At 39.5% G+C, this 25,480-nt stretch carries 24 protein-coding genes; 14 read left to right on the top strand and 10 right to left on the bottom strand.

Features of this window, described 5'->3' with window-relative positions:
* Positions 1-96 precede the first annotated feature (96 nt).
* From CWB77_RS08010 to CWB77_RS08000, 3 genes are read left to right on the top strand one after another with little or no spacing between them, the layout of a single operon-like run.
* The gene (locus CWB77_RS08010; protein WP_138622209.1) at positions 97-573 is read left to right on the top strand and encodes a MarR family winged helix-turn-helix transcriptional regulator; all 477 of its coding nucleotides are present in this window, start codon (positions 97-99) and stop codon (positions 571-573) included.
* Between the two features lie 2 nt (positions 574-575).
* Positions 576-1,640, top strand: a complete 1,065-nt coding sequence (locus tag CWB77_RS08005) for an HlyD family secretion protein (protein WP_138622207.1) — start codon at positions 576-578, stop codon at positions 1,638-1,640.
* Between the two features lie 11 nt (positions 1,641-1,651).
* The gene (locus CWB77_RS08000; protein ID WP_138622205.1) at positions 1,652-2,701 is read left to right on the top strand and encodes a DUF2955 domain-containing protein; all 1,050 of its coding nucleotides are present in this window, start codon (positions 1,652-1,654) and stop codon (positions 2,699-2,701) included.
* Positions 2,702-2,759: 58 nt separating this feature from the next.
* Here the strand turns inward: CWB77_RS08000 and arfB are convergent, their stop codons facing one another.
* Positions 2,760-3,173 (bottom strand): alternative ribosome rescue aminoacyl-tRNA hydrolase ArfB, encoded by a 414-nt coding sequence (gene arfB / locus CWB77_RS07995; RefSeq protein WP_013462803.1) that lies wholly within the window; start codon positions 3,171-3,173, stop codon positions 2,760-2,762.
* 163 nt (positions 3,174-3,336) lie between these two features.
* On the opposite strand from arfB, the gene CWB77_RS07990 reads away from it, so the two are divergent.
* Positions 3,337-3,666 (top strand): hypothetical protein, encoded by a 330-nt coding sequence (locus CWB77_RS07990; RefSeq protein WP_024602434.1) that lies wholly within the window; start codon positions 3,337-3,339, stop codon positions 3,664-3,666.
* Here the strand turns inward: CWB77_RS07990 and CWB77_RS07985 are convergent.
* From CWB77_RS07985 to CWB77_RS07975, 3 genes are all read right to left on the bottom strand, one after another.
* The gene (locus tag CWB77_RS07985; RefSeq protein ID WP_138622203.1) at positions 3,653-6,871 is read right to left on the bottom strand and encodes an SdrD B-like domain-containing protein; all 3,219 of its coding nucleotides are present in this window, start codon (positions 6,869-6,871) and stop codon (positions 3,653-3,655) included. The genes CWB77_RS07990 and CWB77_RS07985 overlap by 14 nt on opposite strands.
* Before the next feature lie 3 nt (positions 6,872-6,874).
* Positions 6,875-7,642, bottom strand: coding sequence for a fimbrial biogenesis chaperone (locus CWB77_RS07980; RefSeq protein WP_241773569.1), 768 nt, complete (start codon positions 7,640-7,642; stop codon positions 6,875-6,877).
* Positions 7,643-7,775: 133 nt separating this feature from the next.
* Positions 7,776-8,285: a hypothetical protein gene (locus CWB77_RS07975; protein ID WP_010388724.1), complete on the bottom strand. Its 510-nt coding sequence runs from the start codon at positions 8,283-8,285 to the stop codon at positions 7,776-7,778.
* Positions 8,286-9,296: 1,011 nt separating this feature from the next.
* On the opposite strand from CWB77_RS07975, the gene CWB77_RS07970 reads away from it, so the two are divergent.
* Genes CWB77_RS07970 through CWB77_RS07960 form a run of 3 tightly spaced genes read left to right on the top strand, consistent with a single transcriptional unit; the run spans position 9,297 to position 11,565 of the window.
* Positions 9,297-9,641: a hypothetical protein gene (locus tag CWB77_RS07970; protein ID WP_075170119.1), complete on the top strand. Its 345-nt coding sequence runs from the start codon at positions 9,297-9,299 to the stop codon at positions 9,639-9,641.
* Positions 9,638-11,227, top strand: coding sequence for a PepSY-associated TM helix domain-containing protein (locus tag CWB77_RS07965; RefSeq protein WP_138622201.1), 1,590 nt, complete (start codon positions 9,638-9,640; stop codon positions 11,225-11,227). The genes CWB77_RS07970 and CWB77_RS07965 overlap by 4 nt, the downstream gene beginning before the upstream one ends.
* Positions 11,224-11,565 (top strand): DUF3325 domain-containing protein, encoded by a 342-nt coding sequence (locus tag CWB77_RS07960; RefSeq protein WP_055012639.1) that lies wholly within the window; start codon positions 11,224-11,226, stop codon positions 11,563-11,565. Before CWB77_RS07965 ends, CWB77_RS07960 begins: the two co-directional genes overlap by 4 nt.
* Before the next feature lie 221 nt (positions 11,566-11,786).
* Here CWB77_RS07960 and CWB77_RS07955 read toward each other — a convergent pair whose 3' ends face one another.
* On the bottom strand, positions 11,787-12,320 hold the full coding sequence (locus tag CWB77_RS07955; protein WP_138622199.1) for a lipocalin family protein: 534 nt from the start codon (positions 12,318-12,320) through the stop codon (positions 11,787-11,789).
* A gap of 68 nt (positions 12,321-12,388) precedes the next feature.
* Here CWB77_RS07955 and CWB77_RS07950 point away from each other — a divergent pair, with 68 nt between their 5' ends.
* Both CWB77_RS07950 and CWB77_RS07945 read left to right on the top strand, forming a co-directional pair.
* A complete protein-coding gene (locus CWB77_RS07950; RefSeq protein ID WP_138622197.1) occupies positions 12,389-12,844 on the top strand; it encodes a YaiI/YqxD family protein in 456 nt (151 codons plus the stop codon).
* 1 nt (position 12,845) lies between these two features.
* A complete protein-coding gene (locus CWB77_RS07945) occupies positions 12,846-13,376 on the top strand; it encodes a DUF6942 family protein (RefSeq protein ID WP_138622195.1) in 531 nt (176 codons plus the stop codon).
* Between the two features lie 22 nt (positions 13,377-13,398).
* Here CWB77_RS07945 and CWB77_RS07940 read toward each other — a convergent pair whose 3' ends face one another.
* Positions 13,399-14,040, bottom strand: coding sequence for a LysE family translocator (locus CWB77_RS07940; RefSeq protein WP_138622193.1), 642 nt, complete (start codon positions 14,038-14,040; stop codon positions 13,399-13,401).
* Between the two features lie 114 nt (positions 14,041-14,154).
* Here CWB77_RS07940 and CWB77_RS07935 point away from each other — a divergent pair, with 114 nt between their 5' ends.
* Positions 14,155-14,598 (top strand): Lrp/AsnC family transcriptional regulator, encoded by a 444-nt coding sequence (locus CWB77_RS07935; RefSeq protein ID WP_249931430.1) that lies wholly within the window; start codon positions 14,155-14,157, stop codon positions 14,596-14,598.
* Between the two features lie 291 nt (positions 14,599-14,889).
* The gene (locus tag CWB77_RS07930) at positions 14,890-15,099 is read left to right on the top strand and encodes a cold-shock protein (protein WP_008110773.1); all 210 of its coding nucleotides are present in this window, start codon (positions 14,890-14,892) and stop codon (positions 15,097-15,099) included.
* A gap of 101 nt (positions 15,100-15,200) precedes the next feature.
* Here the strand turns inward: CWB77_RS07930 and CWB77_RS07925 are convergent, their stop codons facing one another.
* The 4 genes from CWB77_RS07925 to CWB77_RS07910 all read right to left on the bottom strand — a co-directional run bounded on the left by CWB77_RS07925 (position 15,201) and on the right by CWB77_RS07910 (position 21,064).
* A complete protein-coding gene (locus tag CWB77_RS07925; RefSeq protein WP_138622190.1) occupies positions 15,201-15,857 on the bottom strand; it encodes a class I SAM-dependent methyltransferase in 657 nt (218 codons plus the stop codon).
* Between the two features lie 9 nt (positions 15,858-15,866).
* On the bottom strand, positions 15,867-19,517 hold the full coding sequence (locus tag CWB77_RS07920; protein ID WP_138622188.1) for an AAA family ATPase: 3,651 nt from the start codon (positions 19,515-19,517) through the stop codon (positions 15,867-15,869).
* A complete protein-coding gene (locus tag CWB77_RS07915) occupies positions 19,514-20,761 on the bottom strand; it encodes an exonuclease SbcCD subunit D C-terminal domain-containing protein (protein ID WP_075170111.1) in 1,248 nt (415 codons plus the stop codon). The genes CWB77_RS07920 and CWB77_RS07915 overlap by 4 nt, the downstream gene beginning before the upstream one ends.
* A gap of 66 nt (positions 20,762-20,827) precedes the next feature.
* Positions 20,828-21,064 (bottom strand): hypothetical protein, encoded by a 237-nt coding sequence (locus tag CWB77_RS07910; RefSeq protein ID WP_055012632.1) that lies wholly within the window; start codon positions 21,062-21,064, stop codon positions 20,828-20,830.
* Positions 21,065-21,468: 404 nt separating this feature from the next.
* On the opposite strand from CWB77_RS07910, the gene CWB77_RS07905 reads away from it, so the two are divergent.
* The 3 genes from CWB77_RS07905 (at position 21,469) to CWB77_RS07895 (ending at position 25,253) form a co-directional block, all read left to right on the top strand.
* Positions 21,469-23,901, top strand: coding sequence for a M1 family metallopeptidase (locus CWB77_RS07905; protein WP_138622186.1), 2,433 nt, complete (start codon positions 21,469-21,471; stop codon positions 23,899-23,901).
* 2 nt (positions 23,902-23,903) lie between these two features.
* Positions 23,904-24,398, top strand: coding sequence for a DUF6702 family protein (locus tag CWB77_RS07900; protein WP_010388709.1), 495 nt, complete (start codon positions 23,904-23,906; stop codon positions 24,396-24,398).
* Between the two features lie 237 nt (positions 24,399-24,635).
* Positions 24,636-25,253 (top strand): HAD family hydrolase, encoded by a 618-nt coding sequence (locus CWB77_RS07895; RefSeq protein ID WP_138622184.1) that lies wholly within the window; start codon positions 24,636-24,638, stop codon positions 25,251-25,253.
* Positions 25,254-25,480: the final 227 nt, after the last annotated feature.

The following is a 25,480-nucleotide window of genomic DNA, read 5'->3' as shown; positions in this document are numbered from 1 at the left end:
TTTTATTCTTTCGCTGTATGAGACAGAGTAATGCTATATTTACTTAGCCTGCTAACTAATGTTAAAATTTGCTGATATTCACCAGTAAGAGTTCCTATGAGTAGCAGTATTCCTTTTCATGAAACACTCGATTTAACTTTATGCGGCAATATGGGGCGAGTGCACCGCTTATGTCGAGAAGCGGTAACATTAGCGGTTGAGCCGCTAGGTTTAACTCAGTCGCGTTGGACGGCAATGATCCACTTACATCATTTACCTTTAGGGGCTACGCAGCAAGCGCTGGCGACTAGCTTAGGTATTGAAATGCCCTCATTAACGCGCACCATTAAGCAATTAGAGCTGCAAAATCTAGTTATTCGACAAGTTGATGAACACGATAAACGCAGTAAAAAATTGTACTTTACCGATGAGGGTATAAAGTTATTAGAACACTTAAAAGAGTTAACAAGCGATATTAAACAGCGTTTATATGCAGGTTTAAGCACGGAGCAGCTTGATGGTATGGCGCATAGTTTAGTGCAAATGGAAGAAAACGCGCGGCGTTGTATTGTAAGCTTATCTGGAGATAAATAAGTATGACACCCGATCAAAAATTTGCTCGCTACGTTAAAGTATCGCTCGTTGGTTTTATTGTTGTATTTTTCTATTATATTGTTGCCGATGTATGGCTACCGGTTACGCCACAAGCACGGGTTTACCATCCGGTTGTGCAAATATCGCCGCAAATAAACGGCCGTGTTACCGATGTATTGGTTAGTAATAACCAAACGGTTAAAGCGGGTGATGTATTATTTGAAATAGACAAAAATACTTACCAACTAGCACTTGAGCAAGCGCAGCTTGCGCTTGATGATGCCAAACTGCAAAATAAACGACTTGATACCAACGTAAAAGCGCTGGAGGCACAAATAAGTGCAGCTAACGCTAAATTGCATGAGCAGCAGCTATTAAAAAAGCGTGGCGAAACACTCTACAAACAAAACTCTATTTCGGAGCAAGAGCTTGAAAGCATTCGTGCAAATTTTGCAGCAAGCCAATCTAATTTAGCTGCCTTTGAAGCACAGTTAGCAGAAGCTGTTTTAGCGCGTGGCGATTCAGGGCAAGATAACTTAGCACTGCGCCATGCAGCAAACCAGTTAGCACAAGCTGAGCTTAATTTATCTTATACGCAAGTGCGGGCTTTAAGTGATGGCGTTGTAGCTAATTTACAGTTACTTGAGGGCTCCTATGCAGTTGTGGGTAAGCCATTACTCGCGGTTGTAGCTAAAAAAGCGGATTTGGTGGCCGATTTTCGTGAAAAGTCACTATTAAACATGCAGCCAGGCAGTTTAGCAAAAGTGGTATTTGATAGCCGGCCTGGTGAAGTATTCGACGCAAAAATTGAAATATTTGAAGCGGGTGTCAGTGACGGACAACTTAGTGCAAATGGATTACTTAGCACCACCGAAACCAGCAATCGCTGGGTTCGGGATGCGCAGCGTCAACGTATTCATTTAGTGCTGCCAAATAACAATCAGCTTATAAATAATATGCCCAGTGGTGCGCGTGCCACTGTGCAGTTACTTCCACAATCGGCTATAGGTCAATGGTTGGGAACAGTACAGATCCGCTTTATTAGTTGGTTACATTACATTTATTAGTGGGGCAAGTAATGACACAACATGTTAGCCAAGCGCCACAACTCGATTCAAATGGTTTACGCCAAGCGCTACGGATTGCTGGCGGCTGCACTATTGGTTTTACTTTGTGCAAGTTAATGAATTGGCCCAATGGAATATTTTTTACAGTTTACCCTATGTTACTACTCGGTTTAGTGCCAAGTATTAACAAGGGCGTGATCCGTCAATTTGTTGCCAGTGCTGCCTACAGTGCGTTTATAGTGCTTATTTTACAGGGCTTATTTTCACACTTGCCTGTGTTAATGACGCTCATTATTTTTGCTAGTTTTTGCGTGTTATTTTACTTAATGAGCTCTGGTGGTGCGTTTTTATTTGGTGCGTTAAGTGCGGTGAGTTTATCGATTCAGTTACATTTTGCCAGTCATGTTGATCAAGCTAGTAGCATTTACCCGCTTATTTTAAGTAATGGTGTGGCTATTTTTATTACTATTATTATTGCGCTCTTGATGCATGGCTTGTTTCCTGATGTGACAGCGCGACCCATGCGCGCTGTACCGCACAAGGATAAAGAAAGTATTCGTCACGAGGTGTTGTTATGTGCCACGGTTGCGACTTTGTCGTTTGTGGTTTTTCAGGTGCTTGATTTGCAAGATTCAATTTCGGCGCAAGCGGCATCTATTTTAATTTTATTTTCGTTGTGTTTTAAGGCTGCGGGCACCGCAAGTTGGCAACGTATTATTGGTACACTGATAGGCTGTAATGCTGCTTTAGTTGCGCAGTTGTTTTTGTATAACCATACCGACGTTTTGCTTTTTCCGGTGGCTATATTATGGATTTTGTCTTTTATATTCAGTCGTTTTCATATTTTAGGCGGTGGTCCACCGGGGGTTGGGTTTGGGGTATTGACCACTTTTGGGATTTTATTTGGTCAGTCGTTAGGCCCTGGGCAAGATTTAATATACAGCGCCATGTATCGATTTAGCTCGGTGGCTGTTGCAGTAACAGTAAGCTTAAGCGCAGTGTATGTAGTGCATCGAATCCTAAACCGATTTAGCGTCACCCGCCATCATACTTATGATTAAATTAAAGGCTGCATTCGCAGCCTTTTTTATGTGCTTAACCAGAGTCAGGTTACTTAAGTTACAGCTTAATATTACCGCGGAGAGCTTTGGTTTGGCCGTGTTTGGTTTTTTTATCCATACGTTTACGCTGTGAGTTACGGCTAGGTTTGGTAGCACGACGTGCCTTATTAACCTTTGTGGCGCTTAAAATTAGATCTTTTAGCCGTTTAAGCGCATCTTCCCTGTTGAGCTCTTGAGTGCGGTGGCTCTGGGCTTTAATTATCAATACCCCTTCTTTGGTGATCCTTGAATCTTTTAAAGCAAGTAATCGTTCTTTATAAAAGTCAGGTAATTTAGAGCGATTAATATCAAAGCGTAAATGTATAGCACTGGCTACTTTATTAACATTTTGCCCGCCTGCACCTTGTGAGCGAATAGCGCTGAGCTCTACTTCCCATTCATCTATGGTTACGGTATTTGAAATAGTTAACATAGTGCCCCGCTCTTTTTGCAAAAAATGTATTATATCATCAGTACATTGACTTGTGGTGAATCAAGCGGTCATTGCTATTTACAGTCTAATATTTGTTAAATAAACACATAAAAACTAATTTATTCTACACTTACTATATTGCTTTTTAATTCGCTTTAATTATATGAAACAAATATCTATTTTAATGTTTTTGGTGTGTATGCTCGCTATTTCATATGCTGTTTATGCTAAATCATCACAAACATTTAGTGCTGGTGTAATTGCACAAGAACAAGTTTATCCAATCAAAGTATTAGCTTTGGGTGATTTTCAGCGTTGCTTTGTTGTTGCTGCGCAAAAAGAAGATGCTCTGTATTCTGCCTGTTATATTAAAAAGAGCGCGCAATCGATTTGGGTTGCCGAATCCGCGGGAGCGCGTTGTGAAATAAAATGTGAGTCGCATTTAAACAGTGATGGCAAAACACAGGTGCAGTACTTTACTACTGATTTATAGCAAAAATGCTGTGCCAAGGTTTCTTTATCGCGGTGGTGAGCCCTTCTATTTGTTTAACCACTTGCTTATCACACGCTGTTTGCTTTGCATTATGCGGCCCTGACAGCATCAAATAATGGGCTTTACCTTTTATTGCTTGCTTTGCTACGAACAGTGATGGATTTTCCCTTAGCAGTTTTTTATTAACTGATTTTTCAGAGGTATATGCTACGTACTGGCAAAAGTAAGTCTCAGTTTTTTGGGTTTGCATATCGCCCCACTCCCCTATTTTTCGCCACTGTGGTGAGGCATATCGCCTTGCATCAACCATAAAGCTGCCATGAAGCGCCGGTATTGAATAAACATCATTAATGGTTTGCTGTGCTTTAGCTGCATTATTATATGGGCCTGCAACGAGGTAATAGCTATCACGGTTTTCATGTTTATATAACTGCAAAGCATAGGCTGCTTTATCAATTTTATTCGCCACAATAAGTGCCGATTGAAACTTTTTGAATACGCCTAATTGCACAAAATAAGGCGTGTTTTGGTTTGCTTTAGCTGCTGTTGTTGGTTGCTTATTTAAGGTATTAGCGTTATTTGTGTATACAATGATGTCTTGCAGTATTATGGTATCGCCGCTTTTTTCAGTGATGATCTGCTCGGGAAGGTTTTTTATGGTTATGTTTTCTGATAGCTGCTCATTTTTTTCTATTTCAAGAATATAACTTCCTTGAGAAACATTAGAAAAATAATAATAACCATCATATTCAGTGACCGTTGAATAATGTTTTTCGCCGCCCTTTTCTTTAAGTACAACCGTCAGTCCTGCGATAGGTTTACTCTTTTCATTGCTCGATAGATAGATAGTCCCCTCAACCTCGTTGTAGACAACTAAAGGAATGTTTACTTTGGTTTGCCCGCCTCTATGAGCCAATGTTTTAATTTTCCCTAAAGAGGGCTGCAAGTAAGGATTAGACAACGAGCGTAAATTAACATCTAAAACTTGGCCACCGTAACTGCTTGGCAGCAAGACCTTTCCGTCATTATTTGTGTACTTATCTCGCCATAGGTAGTTGCCAGTAAAATTAACGTCTTGAATTGGCTCATCGCCTTGGTCAAAGATTTCATTTTCATTCCAATCTATGAACGAACTAACTTCTATTTGCCCTGAATTTAATGAGCGAGGAGTGTCAAAGTTAAAGTCTGCTTCTAAATGATCAAAACTAAATGTGCCATTTAAACCTAAAGAAAAGCGCCAATCACCTCGATTATCGACTTGCCCTGATACTTGTATATTAAATATCTCATGGCGGTATGTATACTGATGACTTAAAAGCGTATTTGCTGCAGAGTTAGACTGATATGTCAGCTGGGTTTGATTGAAGGTGCTTTGTGTTTGTGGCCAACGTAAACTACTTCTCAAACGAGTAAGTTCTGCGTCATTATTAGTCTGCCAATCTAAGGTGTTGGTCCATTTCCAAGAGGCAATATCCATTGAAGAATAAAGCCGGTTTATTAGGTTATTCGTATCGCCATCATAAAATAGTTGGCTTGACCATGTTCCTCCGATATAACTTTTATTGATACCTAATGAGAGTCGGTTTTTAGTGTTGGTATTTTCACGTACTTCATTGCTCCATCTCATATTCCAGTTAAGGGAGTTAAAGAAATCAGTCCGACCATTTAGGCTCAATAACAGCCTATTTTTGAGTGAGTTCTCTTGTGCTACAAATAAAGCGCTAGAAAAGTCATTAAGGGCACTGTATTCAACATTAACACTGATGTCGTTAAAAAGTGTATCAGAAAGTAGGCCTCTAAAGCCGGCAAAATAAGCATAGCCAGCATCGAGTTGTTTTGTGGCTAGAAAACGGTAACTGCCGTGATCTGTAAGTGTATTTAGCCCCGATGATAGGTAGCTGCTGTTATCTTGGTCAGTTTGCAAATGAGTAACTTGAGCGTCATAAGTGATAAATTCACTAATGCCATATGATAGATTGCTTTTAAAGGAATTGCTCATCGCTGTTGAAGCGTTATTAGATTGATTAAAAACGCTTTTATCTGCTTCTAAAAACTCTACTTGATAGCTTATTTTTCCGGGCGATAGTGCGTCTTGTCCTATTGTATATTTTTGAGTACGTGTGATTTGCTCGCCTTGTGAGCCAAAAAGTTTAATTTCAAAAATATTGTTGCCGTAAAACGTTTCAACATCGGTAAATCGAACCAAATTTTCGTCGTTAGCTTGAGTAGTGGCAATAAATTGACCATTTCGATACAGCTCCGCTTGCCAGCCCGGTAATGCGGGTTCTTCAATGGTAATGGTTGAAAAGTTTTGTGCCGAATGAGGGTTAGCATTTGAAATATAAAATCCCCGACCTTGATTTGAGCTAGTAATAAGCTGATCTGATTGAGATTGAATATCTCCTAATTGGTAGTGAATGCGTGCCAGTGAGTGATCTTGTTCACTTAAATTAAAGTCTTTAGTTACTTTTAAAAAGGTATTAGCGGTGTTTTCGTTTTTGTTGAATCGTAGTTCAGCTCGATGATGAAATAAGTCAAAGTAGCTATTAAGCCTGAGCAGCCCCTTATAACGATTATTAGATGATTTATAGCTTGCTGATAACGAATATTCAGATATCGGATAGGTCAGCGTTTGGTATTGGTCGTCTATAAAGTGATCGTATTGCAGTGCTTTGGACTTAATTTGTTTTGTAATACCACTTGTTACTTGGTTGTTATTATAAGTAAGCAAGCTACTAGAAAATGAAACCTGCATCAGTGAGTAATCAAAGCGCGAGTCGGTATTTAAAAGTGTATTTATGACAGATAAATCAACATAGTGGTCGTAGTCATCGACAGCCCACAATGAAACATTTTCTGAGGGAGCTAAAGTTGAGGAAAGCTCAGTATTAAGCACCAGCTCACTTGAGTCAACTTTAGCAACCAGTGTATTTTTTGACACATCTAAGCTAATTCCCATAGTCGATTTCAGGGCGCTTATGGGCAATAGCAACTTATTTGATTTTGAATAGTAGGCTTCTAAATCTGAGACAACTGAACGCCCATTTACCCTGACATTTATAATCACAAAAGCCTCCTCATCAATAGGCCATTGATAAAGAGTCGGTAACTGCTTGGCAATGATTGCTTTAGGTGCAATTAACAGTAATGTACAAAGTAATAAGCGAGCCGCTAAACCACAGCCTAATGCCCTTATGTTTAGCACTTTCTATTTGATATTAATAGGGATCGCTAACTCGATTTTACCGCCGTAAAGCTCGTTTTCTTTGTAATTGAGTGTCAAAGGTCCTGTCACAGGAGCTTGTAAAGTGATGTATACCTTGCGACGAGATAGAGGGGTATAAACGGCCACATTGGCTATTTCACCAACCATTACATTATTCTCATCAACTAATTCAAAGTTTCCATACACAGAGCGATTCCCTGTGAGTGTTTGCCAAAATGTTAGAGTCGGGCGCCCATTTTGAGTAATTAATTGCGGGTTTATTAATTCTGAGTCAGCCTCTAATTGGCCATGACGAACGATAACAGGCACGCTGTAAGCAACCTTAGGCCTAATACTTATTCCATCAGCGTCAGGGTTTTGTGATTCAGAGGCTATGATTTTAAGCACCGCCCTGTATTCGCCAACAGCAAGCTCAGCTTTTTTGCGAACGGTCATTCTGATAGCTTGCATCCCTTTTGGGGCAATAGTGCCTCGACGAGGTGAAAACCGTAGCATGTTTTTGGCAGAGCGTCCTTCAACTTGTTGCGGAGTAACATCTATAAGCGCTCCTTCTTCGGTCATATCTTTATGGGTAACAACAAGTTTAAAATCGAGATTTTTATTAGAGGTATTGCGGATAAGTAGTGAATTATTTTTAGTACGTCCATCGAAGTATAAACGGTATTCAGACAGCGCAAGGTTGGCACTACAAATTTCAGGTAGTAAAAGAGTTAGGCAAAGGGAAGCCCAACAAAAAAGTTTAAACATCATGGGACAACTCAACAACATGATAATAAAAAGTGGAGCGCGATGCTCCACACATTTTATTTTTAATGCGCAATTGCGCAAAAAAAATAAACTGAGACTAAATTAGTAAATTACTATTGCCTCAGCTTTCATAGTCTTATTGGAAAGACACATCTACAGTGTAATCTACAGTGTAAGCAGCGCCCGCTGTCAGTGTAGAATCAACGGTCATATCACCATATACATTAACGGTAATATCTGTTGCACTTGCATCAGTAGTGAAAGGAGACGCAACATTGTCAGCAGTTGTTACACTGGTTGTTCCATCTGTAGCCGTTGTTACTGGAGCAAAAGTTAAGTTAGTGCCTGTGCTTCCAGATACAGTAATATTCATTGCTGAATTTGGCGCTAAACCAGATACAGTAATTCCACCTAATTGAATGTTTGCATCTGACGCATCACAGTCACCCGATACAACGCCAGCATTATCCATCGTACATGTTGAACTTGTAGATAAGCGAATTTTACCAAAGTGCAGTGCGCTATCTTCTGCAAAAGTAGGCTCAGTCCAACCGTTTACACTTGCTTGAAATGTTTGGTTAGATGCAAGTAAAGAAGTTGATGAGATTGCTAGTAAAGCGGAAGCAGCAAAGATTTTTTTATTCATAGTTTTTCCATTTTTAAAAATTATTATTTTTTTACTTCCGTGCAAATTAGTTTAGAGGGTTATCTCAGTCCATTGTTTCGGATTTAAACACAATTGTTATCAAAATGAAATCTTTTGTTAACGTTAAGGCTTTTTAAAAGAGATAAGCAATATGAAGTTATTAATTTTGACCAGCAAAATGCAACAAGAAAAATAACACCGATGTAAATTATATTTTAACGCTAGAGGGAGTTATTTTAAGGCATAGTCATAGTGACTTAATAGATGTTGAACCTATATAGATGTTTATAAACTATTTTTAATCTTTCAGAACCATTTTGTAGTTTTGTATGGCTGGAGGCCTGTACTTAAGGAGTAAAATAAAGTGGCTGCAACATCTATGCGACATGTTTATTTATTGAGCATAATTTACGCATTGCATCTCTATTGTTATTTGCTCAATTAAAATCATTACGGATTAAACCGCATTTATCAAAGATCAGATTTTTACTAACACGTCGGTTTAAAAGTATGAAATTTAATTTTCCAAGCCTGTTTTTTCATCGTTTTTGGTGGTTTTTTAGCCCTCTACGGTAATAAGTTAGTAAAAAATCGGTTTATATCAGTGGTATTTTATCCCTTATTGGTAAAATACTGATCCAGTGTTATTTGAGGGAAATTTAAAGCTTAGAAGATCTTTAATTATTAGCTGCTATATCAAACTTTCCTGTTAGGCCATTTAAAAACTGATTCATGAGAGTGCTTTAGCTAACTTTTAATTTCATACACTGACGTGTATTTACTGCGGCTTTATGTATTTAGTAGATAACAACAACGCATTCAGAACAAGCACTCACTTATACAGGTTATTTTATAGTTAATTTGTAATCTAATTGCAGATCACTATTTAACTAACTCAATTTAATGCTTATCACTGCATTCAAATACAAATAAGAATTACTATCTTTTGTATTTGTTGGCGTTATAATATCGCCATCTTTTTTAGCTATGTTTAAAAGGAATTTGCAGTATATGCAGGCCTCTAACCGTCTTTTAGACTTTCCCAAACCCGTATTTTCTATGTTATGGCAATTTATGCAGCGCTTTAACTATGAATTAGCGGTTTTATCGCGTTTTTTTATCGCCATTGTGGGCGGGTATTTCTTTACTGCCGTCAGTGTGTCGCTGTTAAGTGTTGTGGTGCCGGTCTCTAAAGTTGACGCGGTTCTTTTAAGTGTGTCTGCGAGTATTTTAATTTATGCACTGGTGTTTATTTATAGTTTTTATCTTCAGTCGTTAAAAACAGTTTGGATCAGTATTTTACTAAGTGTTGCAGTGCAATTTTTTATATTGTCGTTAATGAAGGGATGGTTATGAAAGGGAGTTTTTTTCGCTCAATGACCTGGTTACATACATGGGTAGGTTTACTCGTGTGTTGGTTACTGTATTTAATATTTTTTGCAGGCACCATCAGCTTTTTTAGAGATGAAGTTAGTTTATGGAATCAGCCAAGTATTCATAATATTGAGCAGCAGACAGACCGTATTGGCGCGCAAAAGCAACAAATAATAAGTGGCGTTGAGTATTTAAATACCCAAGCACCTAATGCCCCTAATTGGCGTATAACACTTCCTGAAGAGCGTGTACCCTATTTAACGTATGGTTATGCTAAGCCAAAAGAGCCTGAGCAGCGCAGAGCCTCTTTTGAAAATACCCGTTTAGATCCAAATAATATGCAGCCTTTAGCTCCTTTTACAGATACCCGAGGGGGAAATTTCTTTTATCGCCTGCATTTTGATTTACATTATATTGATGTAAAAACAGCGCGTTGGATTGTGTGCTTTGCAAGCTTGTTTATGCTTATTGCATTGATATCAGGGATAGTAATTCATAAACGAATTTTTAAAGATATGTTTGTTTTTAGAGCTAATAAAGGCAGTCGTAGCTGGTTAGATGTACATAATTTAAGTTCTGTATTTGCCTTACCGTTTCATTTAATGATTACCTACACCGGCATTATTACTCTGATATTCATGATATTTCCCTACCCCGCGCAAACCGTTTATGAAAATGGAATACGTGGTTTTTTCAATGATGTTTCGCCAAGTAGTCCTGTAACAGAATCATTGCAAGGTACTGCACCTTTAGTGCCTATCAATACTGTTTTAGATCAGGTTTATACTAAGTGGCCAGAGGCTGATATAACTCGGGTAATTATTAATAACCCGAATAAAGCCGCTGCAACTATTATGGTTTTGGTGAGCCCTGGGAAAACATTAAGGGATCAATCACCCCGTTTAATTTTTAGCGGAGCGAGTGGTGAGCTTGTTGCTCAAACTGATGATGAACTCACCGGCAGTAAGGCGCTATATGAATCATTAAACTCAATGCATACTGGGCGTTTAGCAGAACCATTATTACGTGTTTTATATTTTTTAGGCGGCATTGCCGGCTGCATAATGATAGCGACAGGCTGCATAATGTGGGCTAAGCGCTTACGCGAAAGAATGAAAAAAAATACTCAGCCATCTTGGGGGCTAAAGCTAGTTGAAGGGTTAAATCTAGGAACATTGATGGGACTACCCTTGGCTACATCGGCTTTCTTTTTGGCTAATCGTTTACTCAGTAAACAGGTTGCTGAGCGCGCAGATAAAGAAATACTCGCTTTCTTTTTAACTTGGCTATGTGTGTTCATCATTGCCTTTGTAAAGCGTGACAAGTTGCAGTGGTGTGTGATGGCTGCCATAAACAGCATTGCTTGCTTTAGTGTGCCACTTGTTAATGCGCTAACAACACAAGGTAATATAATCAGTTATTTGCGTCACGAGCAGTGGGCATTATTTATGTTTGATAGTCTTTTTCTAGCGTTTGGTTTGCTGTTTTTGTTACAAACCGAAAAATTACGTACTGCTCTGCAAGCTAAAAAACCAACTCCAATAAATACTCAGGAGCAAAAAGTATGATTGTCTTGCTTCCTTTTAGCTTATGTTTGGTGGCTTTTAACTGCTTTGCGCTGGCTAAATTTAATCATTTTAAGGATGTTTTTAATAAGCGCCCCACTCAACAGCAGCGTTTGGTTTTATTGAGTGTTGCTTGGATCAGTATTTTACTAAGTTTGCTGTTATGTGTTAACGAATTACAAGGTTATGGTGGTTTGCAATTTTGTGGCTATATGACGTTAAGTGCTTTAATTGTAATGACTTTTTATAGCTTTTTGGTGAGGTTAACTAAACTTTTTAACTTACTCATATTAGTAATATTGGCCATGAGTACGTTATTTTTTGGTTTTAATGGGCTTTAGTTAGTAAAAACCTGATCCCAAAAAAACAGGCTAAATTGCGTAAAAAAAATGGCAAGCCATCAGGCTTGCCAATTAAAAAGGGGGATTGTCATTATGTCTTCACCTGCTTGTTTCTTTGCAGATGCAGTCACTATAGTCTTGCTTTATTTAACTTACCTTACAGTAACGTGATCGTTTTATTACAGCTTAGACTATTTATCAATTCAACTTGTAAACCCCCTTTACAGCGTTTTTTGATTTACCCAAATAATTTCATCAGTTGCAAAACCAAGCGCCTTTACTTGGCTTAAAAAGTGCTGCTTAAGCTCTTTGCTTACTGTTGGTGTGCGTGATAAAAACCACAAGTAATCTTTGCTATAGCTTGTTATAAAGGCATACTGATAATCAGGCTGGTCAAGCTCAAAAATAATATAGGCGCCATAAAATGGGCCAAAAAAAGATACTTTAAAATGCCCTGTATCGGCATTTTCAACAAATTTAGCTATGCCTTCAGCTTGGTCCCACAGCTGCTCTTCACTAATAAATCCTTTGTTTAATACCTTTACTGTTCCATCATCGTTAATTGAATAAGTGGCTGTTACTTGCTCCATACCTTGTTCAAAAGAGTGATCTAATCGTGCTATCTCATACCACTTGCCTTGGTACTTTTCTAAATCAAAGTTTTTAACAGGGGTTATTCCTTCCGGTGCGCTGGTACAGGCACTGAGTAAAAACATAGCAGTAATAAATAATGCGGTTTTAAAAGCGAGCTTCATGTTGTTTCCTTTTCATTAGAAATTGCTATAGGATCGCTCTAATACTAAAGCAATTTAAAGAATTTAGCATGAAAATTTGGGTTGATGCTGACGCTTGTCCGGTGGTAATTAAAGAAATCTTATTTAGAGCTGCAGAGCGTACGCACACAGAAACTATACTGGTTGCAAATCATGCCATGCGCATTCCACCGTCAAAATTTATTAGTCGACTACAAGTGTCATCAGGGTTTGATGTTGCTGATGATGAAATAGTTAAACGAATTGAAAAGGGTGATTTAGTGATCACTGGAGATATCCCGCTAGCTAGCGAAGTGATTGATAACGGCGGCCAAGCGCTTAATCCGCGCGGTGAGCTTTACACTCCTGAAAACATTCGCTCTTTACTAAATGTACGTGATTTTATGGATACTATGCGCTCAAGTGGCGTAGAAATGAGTGGTGGGCCGCCTCCATTGAGCCAAAGTGACAGACAAAACTTTGCTAACAACCTTGATCGTATTTTAGCGCAAAATAAGAGTAGTTAAGGTGAGCAGCCAGTTAATAGGGTTAGGTGATAATTCATTTAGAGTTGGCGTGTATGTAGCAAAAGCCCCACCTATGCCTTACTTTGAAGCACTTGGGCAGTTAGAGCCTGTGGCTAGTGGGCAAATAAATAGCATAAATCAGCACTGTGGCAATGGCTGGCGAAAAGTCTTTAATGTGTACGCCAAAGTGTTATTTGCGCTGCCAAGCGAGCATTACTCATTTGCTAAACAAGCAGTAAGCTGGCAAGCATATCGAGATGAGCTGTTGTTACAACAGCATAGCGGGACTGCATTACTATTTAGCACACCGGTGCTTACTGAGAGTAAAAACCAGTTGCACATTATTGCTGGTCGAACTCACGCTAAAAACTTAATACAACAAGGTAAATTAAACGCCCAATTTGATTGGCTTGATGATGAGTTTGCTATAGATAAAAGCCAGAATATTATTGTGTGCCCCTATTTTGATTATAGGCAGCTGAGTAATATTAAAATTGCCCGTTTGAGTGAATTAGTGGCTCAGTTGAGATAAGCCACTTTCTTTTTTGCTACTGTTACACGACGTGAGTTAGTTTTTGTGCGCTATCAACTAGCATTAGTGAGCCCAAAATAAACAGTACACATGCCGATGCACGCCCAAACTTAAGCGACAATGCGGGATTGTTACTAAGGATTTTTCTGGCACTTATCCCTATTAACCAATACACCAACGCACAGCCTACTAAATGAATTACACTCAGTACCAGCAATTGTTCAGTGATAGAAAACGATAAAGTTGGCAACACAAACTGTGGTAACAAGGCTAAAAATAACAGCATTACTTTAGGGTTTAAACCACTAATAATAAAACCCTTTCTCATCCACTTTAGAGGGGTGTCTGAGGTGTGTTGTTGGCCATCGTTATAGGCAGCAGGCATAGGAGGAAATCGGTACAGTGATGTAGCAATCCAAATTATGTATAAAGCACCGAATAAGGTTAACAGCTTTATAAAAATGTCATGTGAAGCTAATAGTGCACCTAACCCTACCACTACTATTAAACTGGCCATTAAATGCCCAAGTATTAACCCCGCTACCGCAGGAACAATTTTATCGCCTGCTATTCCTGCACTAATTGTATAAGCCCAATCTGCACCAGGGGTGAGAACAAACAAAATTGATACCAGCCAAAAAGAAAAAATAATATTAATATCCATAGCGCTATAACCTAAAATAAGTGAGTAGCTATTTTATTTCTTTCTGATGAGTAAAAGTTACTGTATTTTACTAATATAAGCGTTCATTTTAGGAAATAATTGACTATGGATACCATGGATAGGAAAATTCTTGCCGAATTACAAGTCGATGGCAGACTTACCCTCTCTGAATTGGCTGCTCGTGTTGGGCTAAGCGTGTCGCCCTGTCACCGCCGTGTTAAAGAGCTTGAGAAAAGCAAAGCAATTGTGGGTTACCGCACCGAAATATCACCTGAGAAAGTGGGTTTAAACTTTTCTGCGTTAGTATTTATTACTATTAAAGAGGGCGATAAAGTGTCGCTAAGCAAATTAGAGCAAGCAGTGGATGCTATTCCTCAGATCACCAATGCTCAACGACTATTCGGTACACCTGATTACCTGTTACATGTCGTTACTAAAGATTTAGCCGCGTTCCAACAACTCTACGATGACAAGCTATCAGCCCTGCCAGGTGTACAACGTTTAACCTCAACCATTGTGATGAAAGATATTGTAAGAGCGCGTAATTTGCACTTTTAACAGGTTATGTTTTAACACGAAGTTTAAAAAGTAAAGCCGAGGACGCTGTAAAGCCTATTATGAGAGGCTTTACAGTTGGTATATAAAAATAAAGTATAAATAAAGCTTGTTATAAACTGTATTGCTGTTATTCTGCTTGCCATCGGGTTGATAGAAAGCCCAGTTTATTTGTAAGTACCACGTTGTTATTAGTAATAATCCTTCGCGATATCCTCAAGTTAAATGTTTGTTTTCTTCCTGTTAAACGCCTATTTTAAGGCAATTTTTTATTTATTTTTTTAGGATATTATTATGTCTAATACAACTACTGGTACTGTAAAATTTTTCAACGAAGCTAAAGGTTTTGGTTTTATTGAGCAAGAGTCTGGTCCAGACGTTTTCGCACATTTCAGTGCAATTTCAGGCGACGGTTTCAAAACTTTAGCTGAAGGCCAAAAAGTACAGTTCAGCGTAACTCAAGGTCAAAAAGGCCCGCAAGCTGAAAACATCGTTTGCATCTAATTTAAAGGGAGTGGGCTTTAAAGCGCACTCACCACGCTAAACTAACGTTAAGCGATAAAGCTAATATCAATACGATATTAGCTTTTTTTTTTGCAAAAAATTTATACCACGTACCCACTAAAACCAAGTGCTTTAAAGTACAGTTTTGGAATGCCAAAGCCACATTCATTAAGTAACTCACTAAAACGCATCCGATCAAGCGGGTAAAACTCACGCTCTAAGTTATGTGCCATTTGCGTTTTTCCTGCTTCACTAAGGCCAAGCTCTTTGCATGTATTAAGTTGTGCCTCTCGTTCAAATGGGGTTTCTGGGCGCATTAAATCAGCAATAAATACTGGTGCAGATTTTTTAAGGTTGTTTTTAATCCCCTTTAATAACTGCTTTTTATCGCCGTTATCTTCAACAAAATGCATCACCAATAAACATAATACCGCGTCGGCTTTAACTTTTAATTTATCTACTGGTTGGCACTCAATGCTAACTCGTGAGTCAATACCTTGCTCTATAAAGCGTTGCTTAGCAATGGCTAACATGTCGGCCGAGGTATCTTGAGCGGTAAACTGCCATGTAGAATTAATATTCGCCAGCGCTGCGATTTCTTTACCAGTGCCCGCGCCTACCACTAAAATATGGGCGTTATCAGTTAACGTAGCGCTTAGCTGTGCGTTGGTTAGTTGATGTAATAGCCCGTAACCTGGGACTAAACGGGTAATACGGTTATCATACTCTTGTGCTTCTTCGCCTGTAAAAGTGGGCATACTATTTCCTTAAATTACGTTTATGGTGGAGTATCCACCCGGTTTTTTAGCGACATGAATTTGCGTTGCAACGCGTTCGCTCATTTCACTTACATGTGAAATCACACCGACCTTTCTACCTTGCGCTTGCAGTGAATCTAGCGCGTCCATTGCAATACTGAGTGTTTCACTATCTAGTGTACCAAAGCCTTCGTCAACAAATAACGAGTTAATTTGCACTTTGTTTGAAGATAAAGAGGCCAGCCCTAATGCAAGTGCCAATGATACTAAAAACGACTCTCCGCCAGAGAGTGTGTTTACAGAACGTTGTTCATCGGCCATATCGCGGTCAATAATCGCTATATCAAGTGAATCAGCTATTGCTGTGAGTTCGTAACGCTTATTCAGCGTTTTTAAATGGCTATTAGCATAATGCAGCAATATTTTTAGTGTTTGTGTTTGCGCTAAATTACGCATTGTTTTGCCGGTTGCATCACCGAGCACTTTATTAAGTAAATGCCATTGTTCTACTTGTTGTTTAAGCTTGCTTAGCTCAGCCTGCTTGCCCTCAAGAGCTTTTGCATTTTGGTTGTGCTGCTCGATGGCAGTATTAATCGTAAGTAAGTTATTGTGTAATTGTGTTTGCTGCACAGTTAATTGAGTTTGTTGCTCAATTAACTGTGCTTCGCTGTGTGCTGGCTTATTATTTTGCTGATGCTGCTCATTGGCATTTTGCTGTTGTTTTAGCGCGGCATGAGCATCAACTAATGCTTGAGATAACTGCTCGCTATGCTTTAGCTGCTCTTTAATATCGTCATTACTTATAGCCAGTAGCATCTCGATTTGCTGATGGCTACTATCAGCATAAAGCGCGCTAAATTCTTCAAACCAAGCACTATAGCGTGTTTCAAGTGTGGTTAGCTCTTGGCTGTTATCGGCGAAGCGCTGCTCAAGGTTTTTAAGCGTAATAGCGTGCTCATCGCGCTGTTTTACGGCGCTATCGTGTGCCTGTTGACTCTGATTTAATTCACCCTGACACTGCTCTACTTGCCTATTCAGCTGAGCCTGGTAGTCATCAGCGCTGATCGTTTGGTTATCGAATAACGCTAAGCGCTGTTGCTGAGTATTGTTGTGCTGCTGCTGTGCTTTAGTTAAATCGTCGTTGAGCGTGCTAATTCGCTGCTCAGCTTTAGTCATAAGCGGGGTTAGCTGCTGCAGCTGTAAATTGGCGCTGTCTAATTGCTTTTGAGTTTGCTCAAGTTGTAGTTGCTGATGTTGATACTGCTCTACTTGCTCACCTAGCTCGCTTAGCGTTAACGTGTCGGTTTGCAATGCTTGCCAAAATTGACTGTTTTCAAAATGAGAATTCAGCTCACCTATTAGTGCTTCGCGTTGGCTGAGCAATTCCTGGTGCTTATTATTAAGCATGGTGAGCTGATTGTTCAGTTCAACATGCTGGGTATTTAATTGTTGCTGAGCAGTCTGTTCTTTTTTAACCGTGTTTTGCAGTTGGTTAACCGTTTCTTGCAACTGGTTTTGTTGTTTTTGTGCTGAAAAGTACTGCGCTTTTTGCTCGCTTAATTGTTTATGGGTGTCATCAAGCTGCTCAACGCTCAAGTCATTAAGATCTGTTTTAGCCGCTTGCATGGTGTTTTTAATGTCTAACATTTTGGCTTGGGCATCAGCAATCGCTTGGCTTTGCTGCTTATGCTCTGCGACTAAAACAGCATGCTGCGTTTGATGTTGATGTAGCTGGGTTTGTGCATCTAAGTGCTGCTGCTTAGCGCCAGTATAAGTATTTTCAAAGTCGGTTATTAAGTTATTAAAAGGTTGGCTTTGATTGTTTGCAAACGGGTGCTCAGTGGCTCCACAAACCGCACATGCCTCATTAGGCAGTAGTTGTGCGCGTAAATGTTCAACATGTTCACTCGCACGCAGCCGTGCTTGATTAAGCGATTGCTCGGCGTGTTTAAGTGCTTGCTCTTTTCTGCTTAATTGCTCACGCAGTGTGATGTTAGTTTGTTCACTCTGAGTTAGCTTTTCTGCTGTAGCACTTTGTTGCTGCACTGTATGCTTTAGTTCTTGATTAAATTGCCTATAACGCGCTCGTTGCTCTTTTAAATAATCAATATTTTTAAGCTGATTATCACACTGCTCAATATTGAATTGCTCTTGCTGTTGGGTGAGCTTATTTAGATTTTGTTGTTCAGTGCTTAGTGCGTGCTCTGCATGTTCTAACTGTTTATTTTGCTCGTTGAGCTTGGTAGCGAGAGTGCTTAGCTGCAAAGTAATAGTTTGCTTTTGTTGCTCGAGTGTTTTTAATTGCGTTGTGGTATTAAAAAACTGCTTAAAGCTGTGATTAAAATAGTTCCAATCAGTGGCCAATGGCTTTAGTTGATTGTTTTCTTGTAACCATTGCTGATGGTGAGTGCTTTGTGTTGTTGCCTGCTCCACGCTGAGATTATTTTGTTGTAGCTGCTGTTGTAACTCGTTTAATTGTTGCTGCTCTTTGGCTTTTTGTTGTGTCAGGCTTGTTATACTTTGCGTAAAAATAGCTAATTGACTGTCGAGCTCACGTGCTTTTGTTATGACTGGTTCAGCTGTTCGTTGTTGTTGTTTTGCTGTTGCTAATTCGCTTTGTTGTTTTTTAACCTTACTTGCTTGTTCATTAATAAGCGCGGCATGATCCAGCGCGTTTAATTCCTTTATTTGTGAATTTAACTGGCTGTTTTGCACCGTTAAGCTTTTAAAGCGTTGGCGATTATCTTTAATTTCAAGCGCACTTTGTGCTTGTTTTGCTTGCTCAGTTTGTGCTTTAACCACATTTAGTGCATCACTTGCTTGTTGCTCGTTTTGTTGAGCCTCTGTTAATGCTTGCTCTAAACTGTGTGCTTGTTTATACCAATTAACACCCTGCTCTGTGCTGGCCAACGTTGTTTTTATGTGTTCAGTTTGTTTTTTAAGTTCATCAAGAGTGTGCTTCTTCTCACTTAGCTCTTCATCAGACAATAACGCATAACTGGCTAAGCTAGCTGTTAGTAATTCAAACTTATCTTTAACTGCTTTATTTCGCTCAAATATACGTTGACCAATTCGGCTAAATTTATCGGTGCCGGTAAGGCACTCTAAAAGTTGTGCGCGTTCATCGCCAGTTGCTTTTAAAAATGCGGCAAACTCATGTTGTGCTAGTAGCACTGCACGGGAGAATTGCTCAAAAGTGAGGCCTATTTTATTTTCAATGGCTTTTATAGTGGTACTTTTGTCGGCGATTAAGGTTTCATCAGGTAAGCTATGTAAAGTATGCTCGGCTACTTTTAGTTTGCCGGTTACTTTTTTATGCGTGCGTTGAATGCTGTAGCGTGCTCTATAAAGTTGCTGATCTTGGCCGCTAAAGTCCACTTCAGCATAGCCTTCCCATTTTCCACGGCGCAATAAATTACGGGCATCGTTAAGCCTTATGTTATCGCCGTTAAAATCAATTAGGTTGCCTTTATCGCCTTTCAAACGAGCAGTTTTCGTATAAAGAGCTAAACAAATTGCATCAAGTACGGTGCTTTTTCCCGCGCCAGTGTCACCTGTAATAGCAAATAAACCTGCGTCTTTGAGTGGTGAAGCTAAAAAGTCGATTTCGGCATCAGCAATGGAGGCTAAGTTATGAATACGTACGGCGGTTATTTTCATAGTAGCTGCTCCTGTTCAAGTTCATCAATAACGTTGGTTAATAGTGCTTTTAATTCACTGGGTACGGTTTCTCCGGCCATATCTTTGTCGTTATTAAAGGCCTGTTCGAGCAAATTAATTGGGTTGAGCATTTCCACAAAGCTTAAATCCTCAAATACCGTTTCTGAAGAATTACTCACTTGCTGATCGCGTACCCGTTCTATACCGCAAAAGTTAACTTGTTTGCCCTTTAGTGCTTGCTCAATTTGCTCACGAAAAGTGGTGTCAATATCACTGGATTTTAGCTTTACTCGTAAGTACGGGGCTATTTCATACTGTTGTGTATCGAGCGCTTTTATTTGCTCACACAGCTGAGCTAAAGGGACGCACTCCCCCTCGGGTAATACAATTACTTCAGCGAGTCGAGGAATGTAAAGGGGGTTTACAGTAGTGCTTAGCGGTTGGTCTTTTTGTACGTTAAACTCAACCACGTTGACTTGATGGGTATATTTCCTTTCTGAAAACGACATTGGAATAGGTGTACCGCTGTAGCGAATGTGCTCATTTTTAGCCACTAACTGCGCTTTGTGTAAATGCCCTAGCGCTACGTAATTGGCATGCTTACCAAATACTGACGCAGAAATGGCTTCTTCACCGCCAATAACTAAGTTACGCTCAGAGTCACCAGAAATATTTCCACCTTTGGCATGCAAGTGACCCATAACAATTAAAGGTGTACTTTCATTGGTAAGCGTTAATGCATGTTCAAGTGCCAGTTGGTAAGCTTTAGCAACGCCTTGTGCGTAACTAGGGCCATTCTCGCTCTGGCTAAGCGTACTTATATCGCTGGTTCGTAAAAACGGCATAGCGATTACTACAGCGTGTTTGTCGTTATTATTAATTGTTATTACCACGTCATTTGGATTGGCGGGATCAAACCGGCCTACAACATGGGTATCAAACTGGGCTAATAAGGGCTGAGCAGCCAAAATACGATTAGCAGAGTCATGATTGCCGGCAATTATGACCACGTGTAATTGTGGGCACTGTGCTTTAGCATTTTTTATAAATTGATAGAGTTGGTTTTCGGCGCTAGCACTGGGGGTGGCAGTATGATAAATATCGCCCGCAACAAGCAATAAATCGATTTGTTGGCTAACGAGGGTGGTTAATAACCAAGAGAAAAAAGCATGATGTTCATGACGGCGATCATGTTCATAAAATTGCTGACCTAAGTGCCAGTCTGAAGTGTGAAGAACTTTCATTTTGCGCTCTTAAAAAACCATAAGAGCGCCAATATACCCAAGGCAATTAAAGATGCAAGTATCGCTTTAGGTTAAAGTATACCAAGCAATAAAAATAACCGGCAAAGCTGCGAGCGCAATTGTTAAAGGCCACTTTAATGCCTTCGCTTTTTTGGCCTGTAATACTGCTAGTGCGTTTGTTTCATTACAAGCAGCTACTTTATCAATATACAGGTAGCCTGAGTTAATATACTGCTTACAACTTTGCACGTCTGCTGGTATTGCAATTAGTTTTTGCTGCTTTTTTAGGACATAAAAATCCATAAACTCACCACACTTAATACGACTAGTTAGAACAAAAAATATTTGAGAGAAACACTAAAAAAGTACCCTCAAATTAAAAAAGTGGGCGATTCTAATTACAAACCATAGTAAAGATCAACCTAAAACTGCGTTTTTTAGTATTTTTAATGAAAATAGCTGTGTTTTTTCATTTTATCTCTACTTTTAGTGATACTCAGCCTATTTTGTAAACCCCCTTTACAGCTTAGTTTTTTATGTAAATTGCTAAACAATTTAGTTAAATGTTGTTGTGTAAAACAGTGTTTTTTATATTTACATAAAGGTGTGGAATATCACCCTATAAAAGTAGGGTTTTATCGCTATTTTATTGAAGCTTAGCTGTAAATTTGTCACAGTAGCGTCACTAAAATCGATCAGGATTAACAATGAAGAAAAATTTATTTACATTGAGTGCGTTTGTATTGCCTTTGGCAATGGCGAGCTCTGTGATGGCCTCATCTGTTGAACAGACTAAAGGCAGCTATGTTGATAAGTTTCGTCAACTAGATGAAGCTTTGCCTACCCCTAATGTTTACCGCAGTGCCGCAGGTGCACCGGCAGAAAATTACTGGCAACAACGCGTTGATTACGATATTGATGTAAAGCTTGATGAGCAAAAGCGTCGTTTAACGGGGAGTCAAACAATTGAATATAAAAATAACTCACCGCATACGCTTAAATATTTATGGCTACAGCTTGATCAAAACATTTTTAAAAACGACTCGATTGCAGAAACCACGCAAACTTTTAAAAGTACCCTACAAAACGAACCTGATGCCAAGCCTGCTAAATTAAGCTTAGGTGATTTACGTCGTCAGCAGTTTATGAACGACAATGAGCTAGGTTACACCATTAGCAATGTTAAAGATGAAGATGGTAAAGCGCTGCGTGTAACGGTTGTTGATACTCTAATGCGTATAGATTTAAACACGCCACTTAAACCGGGTAAAGATGTTGAGTTTAGCATGGACTTCGCGTTTAATTTGGTTGAGGAAGATGCGGTAGGTGCACGTGCAGGTTATGAACACTTTGAAGAAGACGGTAACGATATTTTCTTAGTAGCACAGTGGTTCCCTCGTTTAGCTGCGTATACTGATTACGAAGCATGGACTAACAAGCCATTTTTAGGCAGCGGTGAATTCACCTTAGAATTTGGCGACTACGACGTTGAAATTACGGTTCCTGCAGATCATATTGTATCGGCAACCGGTAAGCTTGATAACCCAAGCTCTGTTTTAACTAGTACTCAGCGCAAGCGTTTAAAAAAAGCTGAAACAGCTAAACGTCCTGTATTTGTAGTTACTGAAGAAGAAGCGCTCGAAAACGAAAAAGCCGGTACAGACAAAACAAAAACGTGGCATTTTAAAGCTGAAAACGTTCGTGATTTTGCATGGGCGTCGTCACGTAAATTTATGTGGGATGCTAAAGGTTACCAACAAGGGGGGAATGAGCAACCACTGGTTATGGCTATGTCGTTTTTCCCTAAAGAAGGTGGCGATTTATGGAAGAAGTATTCAACTGAATCTGTGGTACATACCATGGAAGTATATTCAAAATACTCATTTGATTACCCGTACCCAACTGCACAGTCAGTCAATGGTCCTGTAGGGGGTATGGAATACCCAATGATCACTTTTAATGGTCCACGTACAGATTTACAAGACGATGGCTCGCGTACTTATTCTCAAGCAGAAAAGCGCTTTTTAATCGGGGTTGTTATCCACGAAGTGGGGCATATTTATTTCCCTATGATTGTAAACTCAGATGAGCGTCAGTGGACCTGGATGGATGAAGGCTTAAATAGCTTTTTAGATGGTGTTGCTGGGCGTGAATGGGATCCAACCATTCCTTGGGGTGTTGAGCCACGTGATATTGTGGCGTACATGAAGTCTGAAACCCAAGTGCCTATTATGACGCAATCAGACAGTGTGCTTCGTTTAGGGCCTAATGCCTATACTAAACCAGCCGCGGCATTAAATATTTTACGTGAAGTTATTTTAGGTCGTGAATTATTTGATTTTGCGTTTAAAGAATATGCTCAGCGCTGGAAATATAAGCGCCCTACTCCGGCAGATTTTTTCCGTACTATGGAAGAAGCGTCAGGTGTTGATTTAGATTGGTTCTGGCGTGGTTGGTTCTACACTACAGACCATGTTGATATCTCGCTTGATAAAGTATATCAATTACGGTTAGACACAAAAAACCCTGATATCGACTTTAATCGTTTACGTGATATTGAAGCGAATAAGCCAAGTTCATTATTTGTTGAGCGTAATCGTGCTGAAGGTAAAAAAACCTGGGTAGAGAAAAATCCAGATGTAACCGATTTTTATGACGAAAACGATCGCTTTACGGTTACTAATAAAGAGCGTAATTCGTACAACAAATTTTTAAAAGGCTTAAAACCGTGGGAGCGTAAAACACTCGATCGCGCACTAGAAGAAGACAAAAACTACTATGTTATGGAGTTTTCAAATCTAGGCGGCCTAGTGATGCCGATTCTTTTAGAGTTAACTTATGAAGATGGCACTAAAGAAGAGCGTTACATTCCTGCAGAAATTTGGCGTCGTAACCACAAAAACGTACAAAAACTGATTATTACCGACAAAAACAAACCGCTCACCTCAGTAACCGTTGATCCGGGTTGGGAAACAGCAGATGTGAATGTAGAAAATAATCACTACCCACGTCGTATTATTCCTTCGCGTATTGAAGTCTACAAACGTGAAAAGAGTAAAGCAAAAGTAAGCCGCGATATCATGCAGGATATTAAAACTGAGCTGAAAAAAGACGAAAAAAATAACGAAGAGGACCAATAATAATGCGATTTTTGCTTATTATTGTTTGCTTTTTAATTGCTGCGCCGAGTATGGCGCATCAATTAAAATCATCCGTTACCACGGTGTTATTTAATCAACGAACTCACAATATTGAATTAATGCATCGCTTTTACTTACATGACACAGAGCATGCTGTTGGCAGTTTATTTCAAGGCAAAGTGGATATCATCAATAACAAGCGTGACCAAAAACGCTTTGCTAAATATGTTGAATCTCATGTTGCTTTGCAAACCTTAACGGGTGAGCCGCTCACACTTAATTATGTGGGTGCACAAGTTGATGGTAAGTTCTTTTGGGTTTACCAAGAAGCGACGATCCCCGATGAGATTGAAGGTGTTAAGATGAGTAATGGCGCATTGCGCGATTTATGGCCTGCGCAAGTCAATATGGTAAATGTTGAAGGGCGAGGAAAAGTAAAAACGTTAAACTTTAGTCAAGACGATACGTGGCTTGAAGCACGATTTGAAACTAACTAACCCACTGTGCACCTTTATAAGGTGCGCACTTTTTTGCTGTATAAATTAGCTGATCGCGTTAATTTACTTCATCGTAAAATCAATATAACAGTTGTTATTCAAACCCAAACTATTGTGTTATCAAATGAGCTATACTAAGAGGGCAATGGACTGAACTCTTTGTAATTGTCTATTGATATACTTTTTATATAAAGCAAATCCAGCAAAATGAGCTAATAACTTAGCGCAAGGAATGAAATGAAAACGCAAATTGAGGCAATCAAAGGTGTTATTTTTGATTTAGACGGAACCTTAGTATCATCAGAATTAAATTTTTCATTGATTAAAGCCCAAGTAGGTTGCCCTGCAGAACTAGACCTACTCGAATATATAGAGCAATTGCCCTCACCCTATATGCGTGAAGAAGCGATGAATATAGTGCATCAGCATGAGCTACTTGATGCGCAAACGGCGACCCTTTTACCCGGCGTTTTTGAAGCTGTTAACGCTCTGCGAGCAAAGAATATTCCTATGGCTATTGTGACTCGTAATTTTGATAAAGCGGCCACACTAAAGTTGCAACACAACCCATTGCCAATAGAAACGGTACTCACTCGAACTGAAGCTCCAGCCAAACCCGATCCGAGTGCTTTATTAATGATTGCAAGGCAGTGGTCCATGCCCGTTGATAACGTTATTTACGTTGGTGATTATTTATATGATATACAAGCGGCCCATAATGCAAAAATGCGAGCCTGTTTATATGCTCCCGATGTAACCCCCGCGTATGCCGAGCAAGCCGACTTTGTGATTCATGCTTTTGATGAATTAGTGTCGTTAGTTGAAAGTTACGCTGAAAAGATTGGGGTCTGTTGACCTTTCAAGGTTGAATTTGCAGCAGTCTGTTTGGTATTTAGGCAAGGCAGAGCCTATGTGGTGTGGTTACTCCCCATAAATAGGCGATAACGCAGCAGCAATGCCAAACAGGCGCTGCCCGAAGGGTTCTGCCTAGGGGCGATTTACTCTTTGTTGCTCGGTTTTGACTTAGCCCACTAGGTTACAAACCTCGCGCCGCGATTAAATTGCCCCTAGTTTGAACAAAT

Origin of the sequence: Pseudoalteromonas sp. S1610 (assembly GCF_005887465.1) — a bacterium.
Lineage (GTDB): Bacteria > Pseudomonadota > Gammaproteobacteria > Enterobacterales > Alteromonadaceae > Pseudoalteromonas > Pseudoalteromonas undina.
Note: the sequence above shows the minus strand (reverse complement) of the source record. Positions and strands in the feature narration are given on the sequence as shown.